This window comes from Nostoc sp. (assembly GCF_036917935.1).
Lineage (GTDB): Bacteria > Cyanobacteriota > Cyanobacteriia > Cyanobacteriales > Nostocaceae > Nostoc.
The window spans coordinates 1-21128 of record NZ_JBALEL010000020.1 but is presented as its reverse complement, the minus strand read 5'-3'; the positions used below and the strand labels follow the sequence as shown (position 1 = coordinate 21128).

15 protein-coding genes and 2 pseudogenes are annotated in these 21128 nt (G+C 42.3%); 13 read left to right on the top strand and 4 right to left on the bottom strand.

Translation table 11 applies throughout. The features are described from left to right. Positions 1 to 268: 268 nt before the first annotated feature. Positions 269 to 2086 carry an asparagine synthetase B family protein gene (locus tag V7K62_RS09110; RefSeq protein WP_334863612.1) on the bottom strand — a complete coding sequence of 606 codons (1818 nt, stop codon included), beginning with the start codon at positions 2084 to 2086 and terminating at the stop codon, positions 269 to 271. 71 nt (positions 2087 to 2157) lie between these two features. Continuing rightward, a complete protein-coding gene (locus tag V7K62_RS09105; RefSeq protein WP_334863611.1) occupies positions 2158 to 3039 on the bottom strand; it encodes a 4-hydroxybenzoate solanesyltransferase in 882 nt (293 codons plus the stop codon). A gap of 412 nt (positions 3040 to 3451) precedes the next feature. Between V7K62_RS09105 and V7K62_RS09100 the strand changes: the two genes are divergently transcribed. Next, entirely contained in the window at positions 3452 to 5101 is a 1650-nt protein-coding gene (locus tag V7K62_RS09100; protein WP_334863610.1) for a Ppx/GppA phosphatase family protein, read from the top strand. A gap of 856 nt (positions 5102 to 5957) precedes the next feature. Here the strand turns inward: V7K62_RS09100 and V7K62_RS09095 are convergent. Further along, positions 5958 to 7670 (bottom strand): ATP-binding protein, encoded by a 1713-nt coding sequence (locus V7K62_RS09095; RefSeq protein WP_334863608.1) that lies wholly within the window; start codon positions 7668 to 7670, stop codon positions 5958 to 5960. A gap of 328 nt (positions 7671 to 7998) precedes the next feature. Between V7K62_RS09095 and V7K62_RS09090 the strand changes: the two genes are divergently transcribed. Then, the gene (locus tag V7K62_RS09090) at positions 7999 to 9066 is read left to right on the top strand and encodes a DMT family transporter (RefSeq protein ID WP_334863607.1); all 1068 of its coding nucleotides are present in this window, start codon (positions 7999 to 8001) and stop codon (positions 9064 to 9066) included. A 179-nt stretch (positions 9067 to 9245) separates the two neighbouring features. After that, on the top strand, positions 9246 to 10394 hold the full coding sequence (locus tag V7K62_RS09085) for a peptidoglycan-binding protein (protein WP_334863606.1): 1149 nt from the start codon (positions 9246 to 9248) through the stop codon (positions 10392 to 10394). 86 nt (positions 10395 to 10480) lie between these two features. Here the strand turns inward: V7K62_RS09085 and V7K62_RS09080 are convergent, their stop codons facing one another. Beyond that, positions 10481 to 10936 carry a DUF2141 domain-containing protein gene (locus V7K62_RS09080; RefSeq protein WP_334863657.1) on the bottom strand — a complete coding sequence of 152 codons (456 nt, stop codon included), beginning with the start codon at positions 10934 to 10936 and terminating at the stop codon, positions 10481 to 10483. Between the two features lie 974 nt (positions 10937 to 11910). On the opposite strand from V7K62_RS09080, the gene V7K62_RS09075 reads away from it, so the two are divergent. The 10 genes and pseudogenes from V7K62_RS09075 (at position 11911) to V7K62_RS09030 (ending at position 21014) form a co-directional block, all read left to right on the top strand. Next, positions 11911 to 12396, top strand: coding sequence for a glutathione peroxidase (locus V7K62_RS09075; RefSeq protein ID WP_334863605.1), 486 nt, complete (start codon positions 11911 to 11913; stop codon positions 12394 to 12396). A 132-nt stretch (positions 12397 to 12528) separates the two neighbouring features. Then, positions 12529 to 13353: an SDR family oxidoreductase gene (locus V7K62_RS09070; protein ID WP_334863604.1), complete on the top strand. Its 825-nt coding sequence runs from the start codon at positions 12529 to 12531 to the stop codon at positions 13351 to 13353. 22 nt (positions 13354 to 13375) lie between these two features. Then, positions 13376 to 13594 (top strand): annotated as a pseudogene (locus V7K62_RS09065) (alpha/beta fold hydrolase); the annotation flags it as partial. Positions 13595 to 13979: 385 nt separating this feature from the next. After that, a pseudogene (locus tag V7K62_RS09060) lies at positions 13980 to 16727 on the top strand (beta strand repeat-containing protein); the annotation flags it as partial. Between the two features lie 316 nt (positions 16728 to 17043). Continuing rightward, a complete protein-coding gene (locus V7K62_RS09055) occupies positions 17044 to 17736 on the top strand; it encodes an alpha/beta hydrolase (RefSeq protein ID WP_334863602.1) in 693 nt (230 codons plus the stop codon). A 154-nt stretch (positions 17737 to 17890) separates the two neighbouring features. Continuing rightward, on the top strand, positions 17891 to 18103 hold the full coding sequence (isiD, locus tag V7K62_RS09050) for a protein IsiD (protein WP_334863601.1): 213 nt from the start codon (positions 17891 to 17893) through the stop codon (positions 18101 to 18103). A gap of 71 nt (positions 18104 to 18174) precedes the next feature. Then, positions 18175 to 19383 (top strand): bifunctional phosphopantothenoylcysteine decarboxylase/phosphopantothenate--cysteine ligase CoaBC, encoded by a 1209-nt coding sequence (gene coaBC, locus V7K62_RS09045; RefSeq protein WP_334863600.1) that lies wholly within the window; start codon positions 18175 to 18177, stop codon positions 19381 to 19383. Between the two features lie 5 nt (positions 19384 to 19388). Continuing rightward, positions 19389 to 20159 (top strand): lipoate--protein ligase family protein, encoded by a 771-nt coding sequence (locus tag V7K62_RS09040; protein WP_334863599.1) that lies wholly within the window; start codon positions 19389 to 19391, stop codon positions 20157 to 20159. Continuing rightward, on the top strand, positions 20146 to 20763 hold the full coding sequence (locus V7K62_RS09035) for a hypothetical protein (RefSeq protein ID WP_334863598.1): 618 nt from the start codon (positions 20146 to 20148) through the stop codon (positions 20761 to 20763). The genes V7K62_RS09040 and V7K62_RS09035 overlap by 14 nt, the downstream gene beginning before the upstream one ends. 83 nt (positions 20764 to 20846) lie before the next feature. After that, complete coding sequence (locus V7K62_RS09030; RefSeq protein WP_334863597.1) at positions 20847 to 21014, top strand: hypothetical protein; 168 nt, start codon at positions 20847 to 20849, stop codon at positions 21012 to 21014. Positions 21015 to 21128: the final 114 nt, after the last annotated feature.

Here is a 21128-nt window from a genome sequence, read left to right as displayed (position 1 = left end):
GGGGGGCTATTTTCCTCCTTTACCCCCTTAAAAAGGGGTCTATTTTCCTCCTTTACCCCCTTTTTAAGGGGGTCGCCACAGGCGGGGGGATCTTATCCGAACGGTATTGGATAGCGAAGGCATAGCCAACTTATAGCGGTTCTCGCTTAAGTGAGGTACAAGAACCCCACCCCCAACCCCCTAAGAGCAAGCAAGGAGGGGACTATGATGTACCTTGTATGATCAGGAAACGCTATAGTTATGGCGTATCCTTTTGTTGCTTTCACTACTACGATTTTTGATTTACTTGTAACCAAATTTCTAAACTAGCCAGCAACCACAGCTTTACCCCATAACGACTCCAAGTATCTCCTTGATAGTTTAACCAATTACGAATTGGCAATTGGTTTAAGTAAGGAGTGATAGCTGCATGACGATTGAGCAATAAATCTTTGGCTTCTTGCTGCCAATATTTCCGAAATCCTAACTGCACTGGCACCATCATGCCACTTTTGGGACGATGAATAATTGTGTCTGGTAAAATATCTGCTTCAGTCGTACCCCTACTCTTAAGCAAGCTACCCGCAGCATCTCCTAAAGAAGACGTACCGTAGGTAATCGCTTGCTTTAAAACTGCTTTTTCTTCCACTCCAGAAAGCTTATACTCTGGAGGTATCTCCATACTTAAGTCTACTATTCGTTGGTCAAACAAGGGAGAACGACCTTGCAAAAGAGCAGCTTGAGTCAAGTTACTAACTTTGGTCAGAATTTGGTCAGCGCCTTTAAATTTGATGTTCATTGCCATCAAACGATTCAGATAGCTGGCTTGGGAATATAAATCTTCTGCAAAAACCCAAGGTGCTGTTTGTACTGCTGTCCAAACTTCTGGTTTTAAAAGTTGCGGTAAGTCAACAGCACATTTTTGAAAGGAAATTAAATAAGCTTGCAAGGCATCCTGATTGGTGACAGAGCCATATAAACTATTAATTAGCATCGGCTGATTTTTTGGCCCACCAAAGCAAGGGTCGCCACCTTCACCATTTAAAACTACTTCTGTGCTTTCTCTCGCCAGTTGTCCCAGCAACAGGTTAGGAACTGTCAATGGGTCGCCAATGGGGTCATCTAAATAGGCCATTGTTTCCGGCAAGCGTGACCACATATCCTTAAAAGTAATTTCTAAAATGTGGTGCTGCGTCTGACAATGGGATGCGACGAGACTAGAAAATTCTAACTCATTGGGACATTCGGAACCAAAATGAATCGAGAAGGTGTGGACTGGTGCTTTGTGGAACTTTGCTACTAAAGCAGTGATACTGCTAGAGTCCAAACCACCAGAAAGAAAAACCCCAACGGGTTCATTTGCTGGTGGTAAATATTCTTGAACAACTTGCTCTAGGAGTTCTCGCAAGCGATCGCCATGCCATGCTAAAGGTTGATCGATTGCTATAATCTGTTCTTGAAGCTGCCAATAAGCTGTAACTTTGTGGTCAGGAAATTCTAAAACGGTTCCAGGTCGCAGTTCCCGCACCTGTTCCCAAAGGGTTCGTTCGCCGGGAACAAAGGCACAACATAGATAATCTCGCAACGCCACCAAATCTAAATCAGATGAACGATGGGGTGCTAAAGTTCTCAGTTGAGGCGCAATCCAACGAACTGGGCTAGTGGTAGTGTAATAGAGAGTACGAACACCAATGCGATCGCGAACCAACTTCAACACCTGTTTTTCTCTATCCCAAACCACTAGTGCAAACATCCCCACAAGTTGGCTAAGACTTTCATTACCCCATCGTTCCCAAAGATTGGCCACCAGTTGCAGAAAACTTCCTTGAAAGCTATCCGGTTCAATTCCTAACTTTTGCAGCAACTGCACTCGGTTAGTTAACCAAACATCACCAACAACAACAAATCGTCCTCTAGAACTGATTGCTAATTTCTCCGTCGGAAATTCCGAAGTTGTGCGTGGTAAAATTACAGAAATTTTTTCATCTTGCCAAGCTATATCTTCATAATTTGGATCAACTGTTCCCCACGCTACGCGCCAGGTTGGATTAGTCTTGATGAATTCGATTTTAGGAGATTTACGATTTTTAAATGCATCAAATAGCATGGCAAATTTTCAACGTATAATCCAACGTTTTTAAACGCAGGTTCCAACTGAGCCTCCTGCCTCCTGCCTTCTTATAAAGATCCAGCAATCATCCCAGCAAGTAAAATAAAACCAATCCACACATTTTGGCGGAACATCTGACCATAAACAGGATTAGGTAAGTATTGCTCTCTTAATCGCAGAGACTGCCAAACCCATCCGATAGTAGCAATTGTGAGGCTAATCCAAAAGGCTAAGTGCAGATGTATGACTACGCCTAACCAAAACAATAACAAGATTGTGCCAGCAAAGAAAATGCCAATGGCTACAGGGGCATAATTACCAAAAAACAGGGCGCTAGAATTAACACCAATGCGGCGATCGTCTTCCTTGTCACTCATGGCGTAAACTGTATCAAATCCCAATGTCCACAGTACAGTCGCGCCCCAAAGTAACCAAGTTGGTTGGGAGATAGTTTGTGTTACTGCACTCCAGCTAATCAAGACCCCAAAACCCCAAGCGATGGAAAGCACCAGTTGCGGTACAGGAAACACCCGCTTTGCGCCTGGATAAAGCAGAATTACCGGCACTGCTGCCACACATAACCAAAAACTCAGGGGGTTAAGATAAAAGGCCAAGACTGCTGCACATGCTAACGAGACAATCGCGACTACAATCCCAACTTTCACAGATAAGGCGCGAGAAGCGAGGGGGCGTGAGCGTGTTCTCTCTACTTCTTGATCAATATCCCGATCCCACAAATCATTGACAACACACCCAGCCGCACTCGTGGCCAGAGTACCCAATATAATCACACCAACTAGAGGTAAAGGCGGTTTCCCTGAAGCTGCCAAAAACACAGCCCAAAGAGCAGGAATCATTAAAATTAACCGCCCTTCTGGTTTATGCCAGCGCAAAAGCCGGAAAATTACAAGCAAAATTGGTTCCTGGGGGGGTTCTGGCGTCGTTAACATGGTACTGGGGATTGGTGCATGGGGCATGGGGCATGGGACATTGGGGATTGGGTACTGGGAATACTCTTTTCTAGTCCCTAGTCCCCAGTCCCCAATCTCTAGTTCACACTTCTTTACATCTATAGAATAACGTTATTTGTTATTTGTAAAAACATAACCCAAAGTGGCAACTTTAAATATTTTTAAATAGTCATTACGGTTATAAATAGTAGGGTAAATATACATAGCTCAGTTACCCTCGACCAAACTGGGTTACAAATGCTGAGTATTTTTTAATTTACTCAATACGGGCTAAACTCTAGCTATCCGCTAACAGCACTCAGTCTGAGCAAGTGTGTTGTCATAAATATCAGTGCCAGCTACCCCGACGTACCACCGTTTGCGATCATTTCTTATAAAGAGAGAAAACTAGATGCTGAATTTAGTTTCTAGCTGGGAGAGTATTTCAACTCAACCACCTAAGCAACATCGGATTATTGCTGCCATTGACCTGGGAACAAATTCTCTACACATGGTAGTAGTCAAGATTGACCCCACACTACCAGCTTTCAGCATTATTGCCAGAGAAAAGGAAACTGTGAGACTTGGCGATCGCAATCTTACCACTGGAGAACTCAAACCTGAGATAATTCAAAAGGCGATCGCGGCTTGTGGACGCTTTCAAGAAGTTGCCAAAACTATCAACGCTGAAACTATCATCGCTGTGGCAACTAGTGCTGTGCGAGAAGCCCCCAATGGTAAAGATTTTTTGCACAAAATAGAAACGGAGTTGGGTTTAAGCGTTAACTTGATTTCTGGTCAAGAAGAAGCGCGACGAATCTACCTTGGCGTGCTGTCGGGCATGGAATTTAACAACCAACCCCATATCATTGTTGATATTGGCGGTGGTTCCACAGAAATAATTTTAGGCGATAGTCAGCAAGCCCGGACTCTCACCAGTACCAAAGTTGGTGCAGTGCGACTCACTAGCGAGTTAATCACCACCGATCCCATCAGTAACACTGAGTTCCAGTATCTGCAAGCTTATGCACACGGGATGTTGGAACGTTCTGTAGAAGAAGTGTTAGCAAACCTAGAGTTTGGGGAATCTCCGCGTTTGGTGGGGACGGCGGGCACAATTGAAACCCTGGCAATGATTCATGCACGGGAAAAGTCGGGTGTTATTCCTTCCACTCTCAATGGCTACCAGTTCAGTCTTAAAGACTTGCAAGAGTTGGTAAATCGCTTGCGGAAACTGAGTAATTCCGAAAGGGCTGAGATTCCTGGTATGCCAGAGAAGCGCCCTGAAGTTATCCTCGCTGGCGCAGTCATATTACAGGAAGCAATGACCCTCTTGGGTAGTGAATCGGTAACAGTTTGTGAGCGTTCTCTCAGAGAAGGCGTAATCGTAGACTGGATGCTAACCCACGGTTTAATTGAAGATAAGCTGCGCTACCAGAGTTCAGTTCGGGAACGGAATGTTCTCAAACTGGCGGATAAATACCACATCAACTTAGAATACAGCGATCGCGTGGCAAAATTTGCCGAGAGTTTATTTGACCAAACTCAAGGTACTTTACACCATTGGGGAACTGACGAGCGACAAATGCTGTGGGCAGCGGCAATATTACACAATTGCGGTCATTATATCAGCCATTCGTCTCACCACAAGCACTCTTACTATTTAATTCGCAATGGGGAATTACTCGGTTATACAGAAACCGAGATTGAAATCATTGCGAATTTAGCGCGTTATCATCGCAAATCGCCGCCCAAGAAAAAACATGAAAACTACCAGAGTTTGCTGACTAAAGAACAGCGGCAAATTGTTAGTCAGTTAAGTGCGATTTTAAGATTGGCAGTGGCATTAGATAGACGACAAATCGGTGCGGTCGCTCAAGTGCAATGTGAGTATTATCAGCAACTTAGGCAGGTCAACCTGCTAATTTTTCCATCTCAATCGGATGATGATTGTGCTTTAGAACTCTGGAGCTTAGATTACAAAAAAGGAGTGTTTGAGGAAGAATTTGAAGTGAAATTAGTAGCGAGTTTAGAAAACTCTAGGGTTGCTAACTTGTCTTAGAAAGTAGGGTGCGTTAACGCAGTGTATAGCGGTTCTCGGTTCAGTGAGGTACAAGAACCCCACCCCCAACCCCCTCCCCGCTCTTCGATAGGGGGCTATGATGTACCTCATCTGGTTAGGAAACGCTATAACGCACCTGCACACAACTTACTTATTTATTCTTGCGATCGCTAATCAGCTTGAGAAATTAGAGGTTGTTTGAAAAGTGGTGACTGAGGTATCCAAAACTTTAGATCCTCCTAAATCCTCCGATAAATTGGAGGACTTTGAGAACGTTATTCCCCCCTTTTTAAGGGGGGCTAGTGGGGATCTAGATACAAGCGTAGACTTTTCAAACATCCTCTTAGGCTCAATATAAAAGCTTGAAGTAAAAATCAGATGAATTTATCTGGTAACTGTTCCAGGAGGTATAATTACCAAAAAAATACCCTATGATAGAAGAAAAGCTTTATCTCAATCTGCTTGCCCCGTTTTATTAAAACTTATATCTAATTTTGACATCCAACTTAAGGATGAATTTATAACTCTCCTAAAAAACATTTAAAAATAAAAATTAGTAATTATAATAGAGTTAACAATCTATTTAATGTAGGTTATGTTGCTATTGGATATCTAAGCCGGGAAAACTTAGGTATCCTTATATAAAATTTCAATAAAGTAGGCTCAGTTACTCAGTTTTATGTACTGGATAATACTCGTACTGTTTCACTTTACACACAAGTCGAAAAAAGCTCGATTTATCATTGCCTCCACTCAGACATTGAGTCAGATACTCAATGAATGCATTCATTAGGCTGCCCCCTGAGAACCAGTCAAGGATATGATATTAGGGGCTGAAAAAGACTTGCGCTGACTTTTAGCGATCGGTATTGCGATCGCAGATTAATAATTGTGCTGATTTTGCTACTCGAATCGGGATTGTAATTACAAACTCTGCACCTTGTCCCGGTGACGAAAAGCATTGCAAAGATCCACCATGCTTTTCGGTAATTATCTGGTAGCTGATCGATAATCCCATACCAGTCCCCTTACCAACTGGTTTCGTTGTGAAAAAAGGGTCAAATAAACGCGACTGGATTTCTTCTGGAATTCCTATTCCATTATCAGCAATCCGAATAATCGCATTGTCATTTACCTGTTCAGAAGAAATGCGAATCAAGGGATTTGGACAAAGTTCTTTTTGAAAAGCATCTTCTAAAGCATCAATTGCATTTGCCAAGAGGTTCATAAATACCTGATTCATTTGCCCTGCAAAACACTGGATTTGATGTATTTCACCATATTCTTTCAGCACTTTAATCTCAGGGCGATGATTTTGTACCTTAATTCGGTGTTGCAAAATTAACAGGGTACTGTCGATTCCTTCATGGAGATCAACCGTTTTGAACTCAGCTTCATCTAAACGAGAGAAGATTCGTAGACTGAGAACAATTTCACGGATGCGTTTAGCCCCCATCTTCATTGAGGTTAATATCTTAGGCAAATCTTCTGTTAGGTACTCGATATCCGCTTCTTCGTTCGCATTTTTAATTTCTGGATCTGGGTTAGGATAATGATTTTGATAAAGCTTAATTAACAGTAGCAGTTGTTGAGTGTAATCATCAGTGTGTTGGAGGTTGCCGTAGATAAAATTAACCGGATTGTTAATTTCATGGGCAACTCCCGCCACTAGTTGACCCAGACTCGACATTTTTTCCGCTTGAATTAATTGGATTTGGGTTTTTTTCAGGTCTTTCAGAGCTTGCTGAAGTTCTGCTTCTGCCTGTTGGCGTTCGGCAATTTCGTCTCGTAATTGTTCGTTAGCATTGACTAACTCATTTCTGGAAGATTGCAGATCGTCTGCCATTTTGTTGAACGAGATAGCTAACTCGCCAACCTCATCCTGGGAGCGAATACTAACTCTGGTATCCAGCTTACCTTCAGCTAGATGTACCACAGCTTCCTGGAGTTGTTTAATCGGTTTGGAGATGCTTCGGGAGAGCAGATAACCTACTCCTAATGCCAAGATGCCATATCCTAAACTAATAACTGAGGTGACAACAATATTTTTATGGGCTATTGTTAGTGCTGCTTTATAAAGTGGTGTATATTCCAAAATTACTGCACCAATTGTTTCACCTTTGCTAGTTTTAAAAGCAACAGCAATCAATTGAATCCCTTTTGGGTACTCAGGACTAGACTCAATATATATTCTTGGTATACCATCGTGAATAGTTTTACCAACTTCATTATTGGGATCGTGATCTAATCGCGTACCGATGTCTTCTGTAACTACATCTGCCAGAATGATTTTATTCCGGTCTACAATCTCCAGATCGCGCTGACGTTGTTTGTGTAGCGATTCAACATGCTTTTGCAAATGGGCTAGCATCTCCTTTTGCGATCGCATTTTGTGGTTTTCAAGCTCATGACTGACGAAATGTCCCAGTAGACCAGCAACTTCTTCAGCCTCTTTTTCAGCAAGATACTTAGCTATATTCAATTGTTGATGGGCACTAATAACACCAATACTTGCTGATAAAGTAGCCATTCCTAGAATACCCGAAATTAATTTTTGACTAATTTTCATTCCTTGCTCGAAACCTCAAGTGCTATTCTGATTCAGTTTTGGGGAGTTTGCCCTTTTCCTAAAATTCCCACTTGTCAGCCTGAAAACTACAGAATCAACAGCCATTAGGCAAATCTTTAATCTAGGTTTATTTTGGCGATGTGTCGATTCAGCTTGAGCAAAGATATCAGCAAGGCTCTCTTGTAACCTTAGCTACACCTGAGTATTAATTCTTTGTCTTTGAGAGGCTACGCGATGCCTACTTTGGCAAGCTACGCAAAACTACATAATTCGGTAAAATTGGGTAAAGCAATTTTTGCGCTTGTTAAACAAAGGCATCAGCAAACCCATGCAACTGAAACTCAGTGCATCTCCACTTCCCTTCGCTCCCCTGTTGTTAATCGCCCCCTTTTTCCTATGGGGGACGGCAATGGTAGCCATGAAAGGAGTTATACCTCATACCACACCGCTATTCATGGCAGGTGTGCGTCTGATACCAGCAGGAATGTTAATTCTGATTGCAGCAGCATTCATGGATAAACCCCAGCCGAAGGGTTGGGCTGCATGGCTGTGGATTGCCTTATTTGCCCTAGTAGATGGGACACTGTTTCAAGGCTTTTTGGCAGAGGGATTAGTTAGAACTAGTGCGGGGTTAGGGTCTGTGATGATTGACTCGCAACCCTTGGCTGTGGCCTTGCTGTCGTTGTGGCTATTCCAAGAACACATTGGTTTTTGGGGATGGCTGGGGCTAGGCTTGGGAGTCATAGGCATTAGTTTAATTGGCTTACCTGATGAGTGGATTTTTCATTTTCTCGACTCAGGCGCAAATATCACAATTGGCAACTGGCAAGATTTGTTTGCTAGTGGCGAGTGGTTAATGCTGTTAGCAGCGCTATCAATGGCAGTGGGAACAGTGTTGATTCGGTTTGTCTGCCGATATGCTGACCCTGTAAGCGCTACAGGATGGCACATGATTTTGGGCGGATTGCCACTATGGGGAATTTCATCAGTTGTTGAATCTCAGCAGTGGGAGAATCTGGGAGGATCTGATTTCATGGCCTTGGGTTATGCTACGGTATTTGGCAGTGCGATCGCTTATGGGTTATTCTTCTACTTTGCCTCTAGCGGCAGTCTGACGAGTCTTAGTTCTCTCACCTTCCTCACACCCGTCTTTGCACTACTATTCGGCAACATCTTCCTCTCAGAAGTCCTCAGTCCGTTGCAGTGGGTAGGAGTATTTCTGACTTTAATCAGCATCTATCTGATTAACCAACGTGATACTTTAGCAGGACAAAACGACACAGTTACTGTCGGCGAAATAGCTAATATACAGCAACCAGTTTTAGAAGCATCTGCTAAAAAACTGAACCCCATCAGCCTAGCAGTTAGAGAATCTGAACCAGAAGTTTTACCTTAAGTTGTTAAAATAATTCCTAATTCGTAATTAAGTAGGGAGATAAAGCAGCAGAGGAGAATAGTTAATAACCAATGCCCAATTCCCAATTCCCAATTAAAAATGATCGTTAACATTTGGTCATCTAGAAGCTATTGTGGTATCGAAGACTTCAAAAGCACGTTCAGGCTGAAACTTGCAATATGAGGCTATGCCGTTCCTCAATTCTGATATTTACCTGTTTTTCTTGCGTGGGTTTTTACCCAAATCGCTCAAGCGCAGCCACACCTAACCTAGCACCTGAAATTTTAGAACTTGCACAAGCTAGTTCGAGAGTTACTGCTAGTCCGGCCGTTTTGAGATATGGTAGTCCAAAATCAGATGTGCAGAGACTACAAACCCAATTAAAACAGTTGGGATACTACAGTGGCCTGGTAGATGGACAGTACAACGCCAGTACGGAAATCGCTGTAGCTAAATTCCAAAAAGTAAAGGGTTTAAAAGTAGATGGCCTTGCTGGCCTGGTGACTCAGGAGAAACTGCAAGCGGCTTTGGCAGCTAAAAAGCAGTTAGTCACTTCTCCAATAGTTACCTCTCCAATTGTCCCCTCTACTGCTCCGACTTCTGCAAAACCCAAGCGAACCGAGAAAGGTTTTGTCTGGTGGTTAATATTTGCCATTGGAGTTCTAGGATGTATTGGCGCACTTTTTTACTTGCTGAGGTGGTTTCAGAAGGTAAAGCAAGTGCAAAAGTCCGAAATATCAGAGCCTAAAAGTTTGAGAGAAGCTAACAAAGACCCGATTACAGCACCTTTACTAGAGACTGTCACTAGTCTACAAACACCGACAACACCACTTTCCACACAATTACTGCTACCAGAAAAAACTTCCCGTCTTGCTAAACTCAATATCGTTGACGAATTAATTCAAGATTTACGCAGTGCTGAACCAACGAAGCGACGCAAGGCTATTTGGGATTTGGGTCAGCAGGGAGATTCGCGGGCAATTCAGCATCTGGTTGACATCATGATTGATGCTGATTCTCAAGAAAGCAGCTTAATTTTGGCAGCTTTGTCAGAAATTGCTATCCGCACACTCAAACCGATGAACCGTGCTTTAGCAATTTCAATTCAAGATGAAAGTCCACAAGTACGGCAAAATGCGATCCGTGACCTGACGCGCGTTTATGACATGATGGGTCAAATGAGTCAGATGTTGCGCCATGCGCTGGAAGACCCAGATCCTGATGTGCAAGCAACAGCACGATATGCTTTAACTCAGATAAATCGAATGCGTGGCTTGGGGGAACAACATAGTTTACCAGAAGATTCACACAATGATTCACAATCATAGAGCAACATTGACATCCTCACCGCTCCTTTAGAAGCGGTGATTCAATTATGCGGACACGATATTTAGATGTGTTTTAGATTATCAGCCTAAAAATATTTCAACTGGATTTGGATATTGGTGTCCGGGCCTGCCACTAAAAATACTGCTTCGCTAAATTTGGGCGCTCTGGCGCGAATTTCTGGGTTGCTGGAAAATCCAAAACCTTCGCTTGGTATACCAAAAATATTGCGATTGAGAGTGCGGTCATTATTTTGATCGTGGAAGACAGCAACGGCGTAACTACCTGCTTTCAAATTCTCAAAGGTAATGGTTAAGGGAGTGTCAGTAATTTTGGTACACTGCTTTTGTAAGACGCGATCGCGATCGCTAGGAAATCCTTTACTGCTAGCAAATATACTGGCACAGACTTGTCCTTCTTTATTCTTCAAGCCATCAATTTCTACGGTGAGTTTGCCGTTAAAATTTGCCTTGGCACTAAATGACCATACCAGATTTCCCATAACTGCCAATAGCAGCATACTAACTCTCAAGCCTTTTACCATAAAATTTTCACAACGTAAAATAAGTTTTGCTGAAACTAAGTTTTCACTTTGATTCAGATCGCGCAGACTCATCCTGACATTATTTAGTCAATACTCGCAACCATCATCCTATATTTCGTCTCTAAATTTGTCCAAGTAAGTCGGCATGAATAATTAATAGTTTGATTTATTCTCGCCGACTTATTTCTATAGGCAGTAGTCAGTGATGGCGATTCCAAAAATATTGACAACATCATCAATAGCCAACACTTTTAGGAAATAATTATCTCATTCTCGGTGTCAGTTATTTATTTTCCTGGGAACACGCTTTTTCTAATATTAAAAACTCGGATTAAATAAAAATATCAACATTTCTTCATAGAAATGATCAGACTAGTTCCTGATTTCACCGAAGAAAGGCAGAGGGCAGGAGTCAGGAAGTAGAAACTCTTTATGTCTGATGCGTGAGTCCAGCATTTTGTACCTCATCTAAGTAAGTCGGCGTGAAAAAGCCAAACTATGTAAAGATAAGTAAATAAGTAAGTCGGCGTTAATATTTCCAGCTATGTTAAGAAATTTAAATGTCGGGTGGGTTGCCCTGCAACGCACCGTCAACAACTCAAGGTGCGTTAGCCTACGTCATAACACACTCTACTTCAAATTTATATTTCTTCATATACATTATTTTTTTTTCGCCGACTTACTTATTTCTATGCCTGACGTTAGCGTAGCCTCTGTCTCCGACACGCTGTTCGCGTTCGTCGAGAAGTTAAAATCTGCTGTAAGTGTAAATTCACAGGCGATCGCTATCTTAATTGATCGGCCGCACCAGTTGTCTAGAGGCAATTCATGAATTGCCCCTAGATGAATAAAGCGCAGCCTCACATAGAATTGTTACAACAAGGCTAACAAAGCTAATTTCCTTAAACAAACCGGGTTTAGAGTACCTGTAATATGGGAGACTTGGCAATATTCCCTATAAATTCAGATTCAAGATGAGTAAGACAATTTCGGATATTGCAGTCAAGACCATCAACGGTGAAGATAAACAATTAAACGACTACACCGGGAAGGTACTCTTAATTGTAAATGTGGCTTCCTACTGCGGTTATACTTCTCAATACGACGGGCTAGAAAAGTTGAACCAGAAGTATGGAGAAGCAGGGTTAAATATTTTGGGATTCCCTTGTAACGATTTTGGAGCGCAGGAACCAGGAAGCAATCAAGAAATTGTGCAATTCTGCACGAGCAAATATGGTGTTACCTTTGAACTATTCGATAAAGTTCATGCCAAAGGCTCACAGCAGCATCCACTTTATGAGCGACTTACTAAAGCCGTTGAGCCAACGGGAACTGTTGCTTGGAACTTTGAAAAATTTTTAGTGAATAAGCAAGGTGAAGTGGTTGCTCGATTTAATAGTAGTGTCCAGCCAAATTCACCAGAGATAATTGCCATAATTGAGAAAGAATTAGCGAAATAGTCATTAGGTAAAAATTTCTTTACTATTAATTATTGACTGTTAGCTCTGGACTGTTAAAATTATTTACTTCCAGACAATTAATTGAGAATATTGTCTCAATGAGTAGTTTAATTTATTTGTGTTTAATTTATCATGAACGTTGCAATCATTGGTTGTGGTTATGTTGGTTATAAACTTGCTCAATATTGGCAGCAAGATATGAATTTTGTTGTCACTGTAACCACAACTTCGTCTGAGCGTGTCCCGGCATTACAATCAGTATGTCAAAGAGTTGTAGTTACCTGTGGTAATGACATAGATAATCTAAAATCTGTTTTGCACAATCAAGATGTTGTACTTTTGAGTATTGCGGCAAAAAGTGGAGAAGTTTATGAAGAAACTTATCTACAAACTGCCCAAACTTTAGTTTCATGCTTACAGCAGATTAAAAGTGTGAAACAATTAATATACACAGGTAGTTATGCAGTATATGGGGATAGAAATGGTGTCTGGGTAGATGAAGAAACACCCCTTGCACCCCCTAATTTAAATGCACAAATTCTCCGAAAAACAGAGGATGTGTTGCTATCAGCATCTAGCGAAAATCTCCGTGTTTGTATCTTCCGCTTAGGAGGAATTTATGGAACTGGTAGAGAACTGTTGAAAATATTTGGTACATCTTCTGGTGCAACCCGTCCGGGCAGTGGTGAGGATATCACAAATTGGATTCATCTAGATGATATTGTTGGTGCGATAGAATTTGCGCGTCACCGTCGTTTGCAAGGAATTTACAATCTGGTAGATGATGCACATCTCACCAGCCGAGACTTGTTAGATAGCTTATTTGAAAAACATAATTTACCCAAAGCTAAATGGGATACATCTATCAAGAGTACTCGCCCATATAATGCTTGGGTATCGAATGAAAAGCTCAAAGAAGCTGGATACGAATTGATTCATCCACAGATGATTTTTTAGCAATTATTAAAAACTAGTAATTATCCAACCGTCTGCTCTAGGGAACACAACCAATTTTACAGCATCTCCTAGCCAGTTTTATAGTGGGCAAAATTATCGTTGCGCCTACGAAGTTCATCAACCAATTAATACAACATCTGAGGGCGTTCCCTTACTCTTAATTCATCCGATTGGCGTCGGATTGTCGCGGCAATTTTGGCAGCGATTTTGTCGCGAGTGGTATAATACAGGTCAAATGAGCAATAACCCACAACGAGGACATAAAAACTCCTTTTCCTCTGCTCTGTCAAGTGTTCCCTATTTTCAAGCTAGTAAGACTTACGCATTGATAAACCAACTAAATTATGGTCTGTGGTTTTCAGGCATTCAAGCTTGATTTTTATACTCTTTTTCATTGATGCCTACGGTTTCTGAAACTAGTTGTTTTTGTGAATCCACACGCTCACGAATTTGTACAGTGCCTAAGACTTAGATAGTTCCAGATAGTTAGATAAGTGCTACGTCAAAGCCAATCAAAGGGGAAATCTTCAAAAAAAAAATTGGCGAATTTTTGTGCGCTCAAACAGCACTAACTGCAACTTGAAAACTTAATTTACTCGAAAAATCGATTCAGAGAGGAAAAAGTTATGGCAAATATCATTGGCATCAACGGGAACGATACCCTACTGGGCACTAACAGCGCGGATACGATTAATGGTAATGGTAACGGTGGTATCTTAATTTATCAGGACAACGATCTTCTGACTGGTGGCGGTGGCAAGGATAAATTTATCTACAACTTAAACTATTTGTCTAGTAGGAACACCGATACTATTACTGATTTCGGTGGCGTAGGTAAGGGCGTAATTCCCTCAGCAGCAGTCATTGCCGAAGTGGATACGATCCAATTCCAAGGCTATAATTTGACTGTCCAAAATCTGCTGCTTACTCAGAATGGCAGCAATCTGGAAATCACCTTTGAAGGGGTGGATAATAGAAAAGTCATCCTTAAAAACTTCAAATTAGAAAACCTGGATAATCTGCCAGCAACTTTTTCACGGCCTGCGATTGGCAATATCCTGTTTGATGGACAAACCAGCATCACCGACAGTTTTGATGTGTTTGATGCCAACTCCACTCAAACTAACCTGTTCAACAAGAACACGGTGACATTCCTCAATGACCTCAACAACAACATTACAGGTTTAGACAACTCAAATGATGTGGTGAATGGTCAGAGGGGTAATGACAAAATCGATGGTAAGAGTGGTAACGACCTGCTGCGCGGTGGTACGGGCAATGATACTCTCATTGGTGGTGAAGGGGATGACTCCCTGATTGGTGGTGAAGGGGATGATACTCTCAACGGTGGTATAGGGAATGACTCACTTTACGGTGGTACTGGTAACGACCTGTTGTGGGGTGGTGCGGGCAATGATAACCTCTTTGGTGGTACGGAGAAGGATACCCTTCTTGGTGGTACTGGCGACGATCGCTTGACTATTGGTTATTTAAATCTTGATTCTTTAGGAGGCAATCAGCTGCTTTGTGGGGATGATGGCAACGATACTCTCTCTGCCTCAGGTTATCAAGAACCCCGCGGCGACGGGAACATCTATTACGTCTCTGGTAACAACACCCTCAACGGTGGCGCTGGTGACGATTATTTAATTGTTAACGTTTCAAAAGGCAATAACCTACTGAATGGTGGTGACGGCAACGATACGTTCTCCAAGAACTACAGTGGCAATGATACGATAGATGGAGGTAATGGTGACGATTTGTTGTCCTATGATACCCAGTACTTTTCCTACTATGTCACTGGGGGAATCACTTCGACTTTTAATCCTACTACTAACATTGGCTCAATTACGCTAGGTACGAACCGGGTTAGCTACAAAAATATCGAACGATTAGAGATCACAGGTACATCCTACGATGACTTGATTGTGGGGAGTAACGGCAATGATACGCTTGGCGCAAACCTTAGTCCTGGTGGCAATGATACTTTAGATGGGGGAATAGGTGACGATTTGTTGCTCGTCGATAACACTAGCCGAGGAATTACTTCGGCAGATGGGGGAATAGGTGACGATGTGTTGAGCGTCGATCACAGCAGTGCTACTGGGGGAATTACAACGACATTCAATCCTACTACTAACATTGTAACAATTACGGCAGGCACGAATCGGGTTAGCTACAAGAATATCGAGCGATTAGATATCAGAGGTACATTCTATGATGACAATATTGTGGGGAACAATGGCAATGATACGCTCAATCCGGGCAACTTTGGCAATGATACGATAGATGGGGGAATAGGTGACGATTTGTTGAGGTTCGATGGTGCTAGGGAGGGAATTACAACGAAATTCAATACTACTACTAACGTTGGCTCAATTACGGCAGGCACGAGACTGGTTAGCTACAAGAATATCGAGCGATTAAATATCTCAGGTACAGACTACGATGACTTGATTGTGGGCAGCAATGGCAATGATACGCTCGCTCCGGGCCAGTTTGGCAATGATACGATAGATGGGGGTACAGGTGACGATTTGTTGTCCTATACCCGCTTCGATCCTGGCGAGGCAATCACTTCAAGCTTCGATGCTACAACTAATACTGGCTTAATTACGTTGAGCAGGGATCGGGTTAGCTACAAGAATATTGAACGATTAAATATCTCAAGTACATCCTACGATGATAATATTGTGGGGAGCAATGGCAACGATAAGATAATAGGAAACTATACTTACGCTCTCAGTTTCGATGCACCTTTGGGTGAGGCTATTAGTGGCAATGACACAATAGATGGAGGCAAAGGTGACGATTTGTTGATCGTCCATGACACCTATGGTGCTGAGGGAATCACTTCTACTTTCAATGCCATCACTAACCAAGGATCAATTACGGCGGGGATAAATCAGGTTATCTACAAGAATATCGAACGATTAGATATCATCGGTTCATTTTACGATGACTTGATTGTGGGGGTCAATGGGGATGATAGTCTCAACGGTAATGGTGGCAATGATACCCTCATAGGTGGCAAAGGTAATGATAGCCTAATTGGAGGATCTGGTACTGATACCTTTGCTTTCAATAGTTTCAATGAAGGCATTGATAGACTTGATGACTTCAATATTACTAATGAACTGATTCGGGTATCGGTTGCTGGTTTTGGTGGCGGATTATCACCAGGTTCACTTGAGACAAGTCAGTTTATAATCGGAGCATCTGCAACCACTAGCACTCAGCGATTTATTTATAACGATGTTACAGGTGCATTGTACTTTGACCAAGATGGCAGTGCGATCGCCTTTACTCAAGTAGAATTTGGACAACTATCTGCTGGGTTGTCGCTAACCAAAAACAATTTTGTAGTTGTTTAACCGTGATTAACGTTCTATCACTCTCAGCAGAGAAAATAGAAAATGGTCGGATTGCGAGGTCTTTGAAATAGCAACTCGCATTCGATTCATCAATGCAATTATAGCAAGCGATCGCGCATGGAATTCTTTACCAGAAGCATATTTGTAAACAATATTGATACTCTTGTGTGCGAACAGCTATAGAAGCATCACTAGCTGGCTTTAAGATAAAGTTTTCTTAGCGGCTCGTGATTTCACCACTATCATCGGTGTGATTCGCATTTCTGTTGATCATAGATTACCCTGACGACGATCGCATTCTTTGGGCAAGCAGCAAATGCCACTAAATACTAAGTCTGCTTCAAGAGATAGGATCTATATACAAAACTATAATTTTAGGAGTAAACCTCTGTCTTTACAAGTTATCACCGTTCCCACAGCAACTTCTCAACCCCCCGCAGGCTTAATTGTCACTTTGCATGGTTGGGGTGCTAATGCTGAAGATGTAGCATCATTGTTACCCTTGATCAATTTACCTGATTACCAGTTTGTATTGCCCAATGCACCTTTTCCTTATGCCTATTCCCCTGTAGGGAGGGCATGGTATGACCTGCGGGTGGAAAATATGTATGAAGGATTGCCAGAAAGTCGGCAACTGCTAACAGATTTCTTGGAATCTTTAGAAAGTACCACTGGTGTACCTTTGTCACGTACCATTTTAAGTGGATTTTCTCAAGGCGGAGCAATGACTTTAGATGTCGGCTCCAAATTGCCCTTAGCAGGTTTAGTTGTGATGAGCGGGTATTTACATCCTGATGCACTAACGGCAGATAAAAGTGGGATTCCGCCGACTTTAATCACTCACGGTAAATATGATGAAGTTGTGCCCCTGAATGCTGCTTTGAAGGCACGAGAAACTTTAAAGTCTCTAGGAGTGGCGGTAGAATACCACGAATTTGATATGGGGCATGAAATACATCCAGAAACGTTAGAGGTGCTACGAAATTTCGTTGTAAATACAATTTCCTAGTCAGCATTACGAATTTTTTATAAATTCTGGTACAAATTCGGACAATTTTCACGAAATTAATGACCTCTAATGAGTAATATATATTGGGTGGCTGCGTTCAGCGCAACTTAACCCATGCTGAAGGCGAGTGCTGCATAAGGGAGGGGCGAGCATTATGACAACTCTAAGCATTTCCAAAAAAGAAATTGCTGGCATGACTGCGGCAGAAGTAGAAGAACTAGCTACACGTCTGGAACTGGATAATTATAGCAATGCTTTTGAAGGTTTAAATGATTGGCATCTATTGCGAGCGATCGCATTTCAGCGTCCAGAGTTAGTTGAACCCTATATCTACCTTTTAGACTTGGAACCCTACGATGAAGCGTAGTTGAGAGTTAGGAGTTAGGAGTTAGGAGTTGGAAATTAATATTCGTAACTACTTACTCCTAACTTTTTACCATGCCTAATCCAAAATTGAACAGGGTTTTAATTGCTGTAGGTGGCGGTATCGCCGCCTACAAAATTTGTGAATTAGTTTCAACGCTGTTTAAAACCGGGGTAGAAGTCCGAGTCATCCTCACCCCTTCGGCGCAAAAATTTATCACGCCTCTGACAATAGCCACCCTATCTCGTCATCCCGCCTACACAGATGATGATTTCTGGCAAGCAACTCACTCTCGTCCTTTGCATATTGATTTGGGTGAATGGGCCGATGTCATGGTAATTGCCCCTTTGACAGCTAATACATTAGCAAAGTTAGCTTACGGTATGGCTGATAATTTACTCACAAACACCGTGCTGGCTTCTACTTGTCCCGTGCTGCTAGCACCCGCAATGAATACGGATATGTGGGAACAGCGATCAGTGCAGCGAAATTGGCAACAGCTATTGATAGATAGCCGATATCATGGGATGAATACAGCATCAGGGTTATTAGCGTGCGATCGCATCGGTGCTGGTAGATTAGCAGAACCTCCAGAAATTTTGGCTCACATCCAATCGTTATTACACACTCAAGGCAAACGAGATTTAGTAGGTAAACGAGTGCTAATTAGCGCTGGGGGAACGCGAGAGTATCTTGACCCAGTGAGGTTTATTGGTAATCCTTCCACAGGTAAAATGGGATTAGCTTTAGCGCAAGCCGCACTTCATCGAGGGGCAAACGTCACCTTGGTACATGGCCCAGCTAATTGGGATGTACCATTGGGAGTACAAGCAATTCCCGTCATTAGTGCCGAGCAAATGCAGCACGTGATGGTGGAATGTTTACCCAACGCTGATATCATTGTCATGTCAGCAGCCGTGGCAGATGTGAAGCCACGAGATTATAGTACAGAGAAATTGCCCAAGCGATCGCTCCCCCAAGCTTTACCCCTGGAACCAGTACCGGATATAGTCGCCCAGTTAGCACAACAGAAACAGCCGCATCAAATCTTAATTGGTTTTGCAGCACAAACTGGAAATATTGTCAAGCCAGCGTTAGAAAAATTACAGAATAAAAAACTAGATGCTATTGTTGCTAATCCTATCGATCAACCTGATAGTGGTTTTGGGAGCGATAATAATCAAGCGATATTTTTAGATAGTCAAGGAAATCAGGTAGAAATTGCACCTTGTTCTAAATTAGAAATGGCGCATCAATTATTTGATTTTCTTTCCATAGTCTGAAATCTATGAAACAACTAGCAACCGAATCACCATCCACCTGGCGTTTCATCCCAATGCTTCAGACATCGGGAGCAGTGCAAATGGCGATCGATGCTTGGTTGTTCAACCAATGTGAAAAGGGACTGCACCCGCCTACCCTGCGTTTTTATACCTGGTGTCCTTATGCTCTTTCCTTGGGACATCTGCAAAAACAATGGCCTGCCGAGTGGCATAATCTGATTTACCAGGGACAGGTACTCGATCTAGTTCGTCGTCCAACAGGAGGTAGAGCTGTTCTCCACCAAGGGAACTTAACCTACGCCGTGATTACCTCAGCTGGTACTGGAAAAAGTTGGGGTACTTATGAAAAAATCTGTAACTTTTTGATCCAAGGCTGGCAAACGTTGGGTATCGAGTTAAGTTATGGTTCTGCTGGACGGGGTTACATTCACAATCCCAGTTGCTTCAACACAGCAACAGCGGCGGACTTGGTTACTGCTGATGGAAGTAAATTTATTGGTAGCGCCCAACGCAAGGGAAGAAATACCATTCTTCAACACGGCTCGATGATTTTGTCTACAGATAAAGGTTTATTTCAAGAAATCTTTGAACAACCGGCTCCGTGGAATACCTCATTTTGTAACACGCAGGAAGAGGATGACTGGATTGTAAAGATTGTGGATACACTGACAGAAACGGCAAAACAGTACTTTGGTATAGAACTAGTTACCCAACCATTTACCGATCTCGAATGGCAAGACATTCTCAAATTGCGATCGCTTTATGAAGTGCGTTAGCGTAGCTCACCGTAGGTATCGCCTATTTCAAAACTTGAGGTTATGTAATAAATGTCTATATATTGAAGAAGGATTAAGCGATCGCGCTGCCTGTGTGCATACTGTTTTGGATAACGCTCGATACTCTCTTGGTGGCGATCGCTGGCAGTTAGGGGTTTTTAGCCAATCAGACTTTCGCTTTTCTAGCGTTACCTTAATCGATCCAGATTTACGAGTACCTACTTCAGACTGTGCAGAGACTGCCAACCTGAGCGGAGCTTTTGGCGAAGATAATGTGATTGAGCATCGCTTATATACTCAGTTATGCGAAGCAACTGAACGATTGGGCGGTCGTCGCCAGCACAAAGCTTACACTGCTCTGCGGGAGTTGTTTGGTAGGTACTCTCTAATAGGAGAACGGCAACTATTAGATTACTTGCTTGAAAATGACTTGACCCCTTTACAGGGAATGATCATTGAGAAATTCTTCAATTTAGTGCCAGATATCTGGTTAGTTGATGGGTTAGCACATCGCTGCGCCCACTGTGGCACACTGATGCGATCGTTGAAGAAATTGCTGAATTATTTCTCAAGCTCTGTTTTCCAGATCATTCACCAACAATAGAAGCAGAAGATTTAGCTAAATTACTTATAACTGTTACTTTCGTAATTGTGGGCTACCAGCGAATTGTACCAGGAACTAGAACAATGGTTGCAGAGGGATTCATTCGTGAAACCATTGGGGAGTCAACTGCATCACCAGAACTAAGAAAATTTATTCCAGAAAGCATTTTAGGTTCATTTTCTGGGGTGCAATATAGTTTTTCCAAAGCACAAACAACACGTACCGCCGCTAGAAATGTGCAATTGTCTTAGATTACATTTGTTGGTGCGCCTACTGTGTGCTAGAAAATATCCATGATTGCTTGTTGCTTAAACATTAATAGAATTTGAGCCTTTCACCGTGTAATACATGGTAAATCGGCTATT

Bases quoted from the DNA above. Each gene is read 5' to 3' on its own strand.
- V7K62_RS09110 (WP_334863612.1), bottom strand. From the start codon at position 2,086: ATGCTATTTGATGCATTTAAAAATCGTAAATCTCCTAAAATCGAATTC.
- isiD (WP_334863601.1), top strand. From the start codon at position 17,891: ATGACAACTCTAAGCATTTCCAAAAAAGAAATTGCTGGCATGACTGCG.
- V7K62_RS09090 (WP_334863607.1), top strand. From the start codon at position 7,999: ATGCAACTGAAACTCAGTGCATCTCCACTTCCCTTCGCTCCCCTGTTG.
- V7K62_RS09030 (WP_334863597.1), top strand. From the start codon at position 20,847: ATGGTTGCAGAGGGATTCATTCGTGAAACCATTGGGGAGTCAACTGCA.
- V7K62_RS09080 (WP_334863657.1), bottom strand. From the start codon at position 10,936: ATGGTAAAAGGCTTGAGAGTTAGTATGCTGCTATTGGCAGTTATGGGA.
- V7K62_RS09100 (WP_334863610.1), top strand. From the start codon at position 3,452: ATGCTGAATTTAGTTTCTAGCTGGGAGAGTATTTCAACTCAACCACCT.
- V7K62_RS09095 (WP_334863608.1), bottom strand. From the start codon at position 7,670: ATGAAAATTAGTCAAAAATTAATTTCGGGTATTCTAGGAATGGCTACT.
- V7K62_RS09040 (WP_334863599.1), top strand. From the start codon at position 19,389: ATGAAACAACTAGCAACCGAATCACCATCCACCTGGCGTTTCATCCCA.
- V7K62_RS09075 (WP_334863605.1), top strand. From the start codon at position 11,911: ATGAGTAAGACAATTTCGGATATTGCAGTCAAGACCATCAACGGTGAA.
- V7K62_RS09085 (WP_334863606.1), top strand. From the start codon at position 9,246: ATGAGGCTATGCCGTTCCTCAATTCTGATATTTACCTGTTTTTCTTGC.
- V7K62_RS09070 (WP_334863604.1), top strand. From the start codon at position 12,529: ATGAACGTTGCAATCATTGGTTGTGGTTATGTTGGTTATAAACTTGCT.
- V7K62_RS09055 (WP_334863602.1), top strand. From the start codon at position 17,044: ATGCCACTAAATACTAAGTCTGCTTCAAGAGATAGGATCTATATACAA.
- V7K62_RS09105 (WP_334863611.1), bottom strand. From the start codon at position 3,039: ATGTTAACGACGCCAGAACCCCCCCAGGAACCAATTTTGCTTGTAATT.
- V7K62_RS09035 (WP_334863598.1), top strand. From the start codon at position 20,146: ATGAAGTGCGTTAGCGTAGCTCACCGTAGGTATCGCCTATTTCAAAAC.
- coaBC (WP_334863600.1), top strand. From the start codon at position 18,175: ATGCCTAATCCAAAATTGAACAGGGTTTTAATTGCTGTAGGTGGCGGT.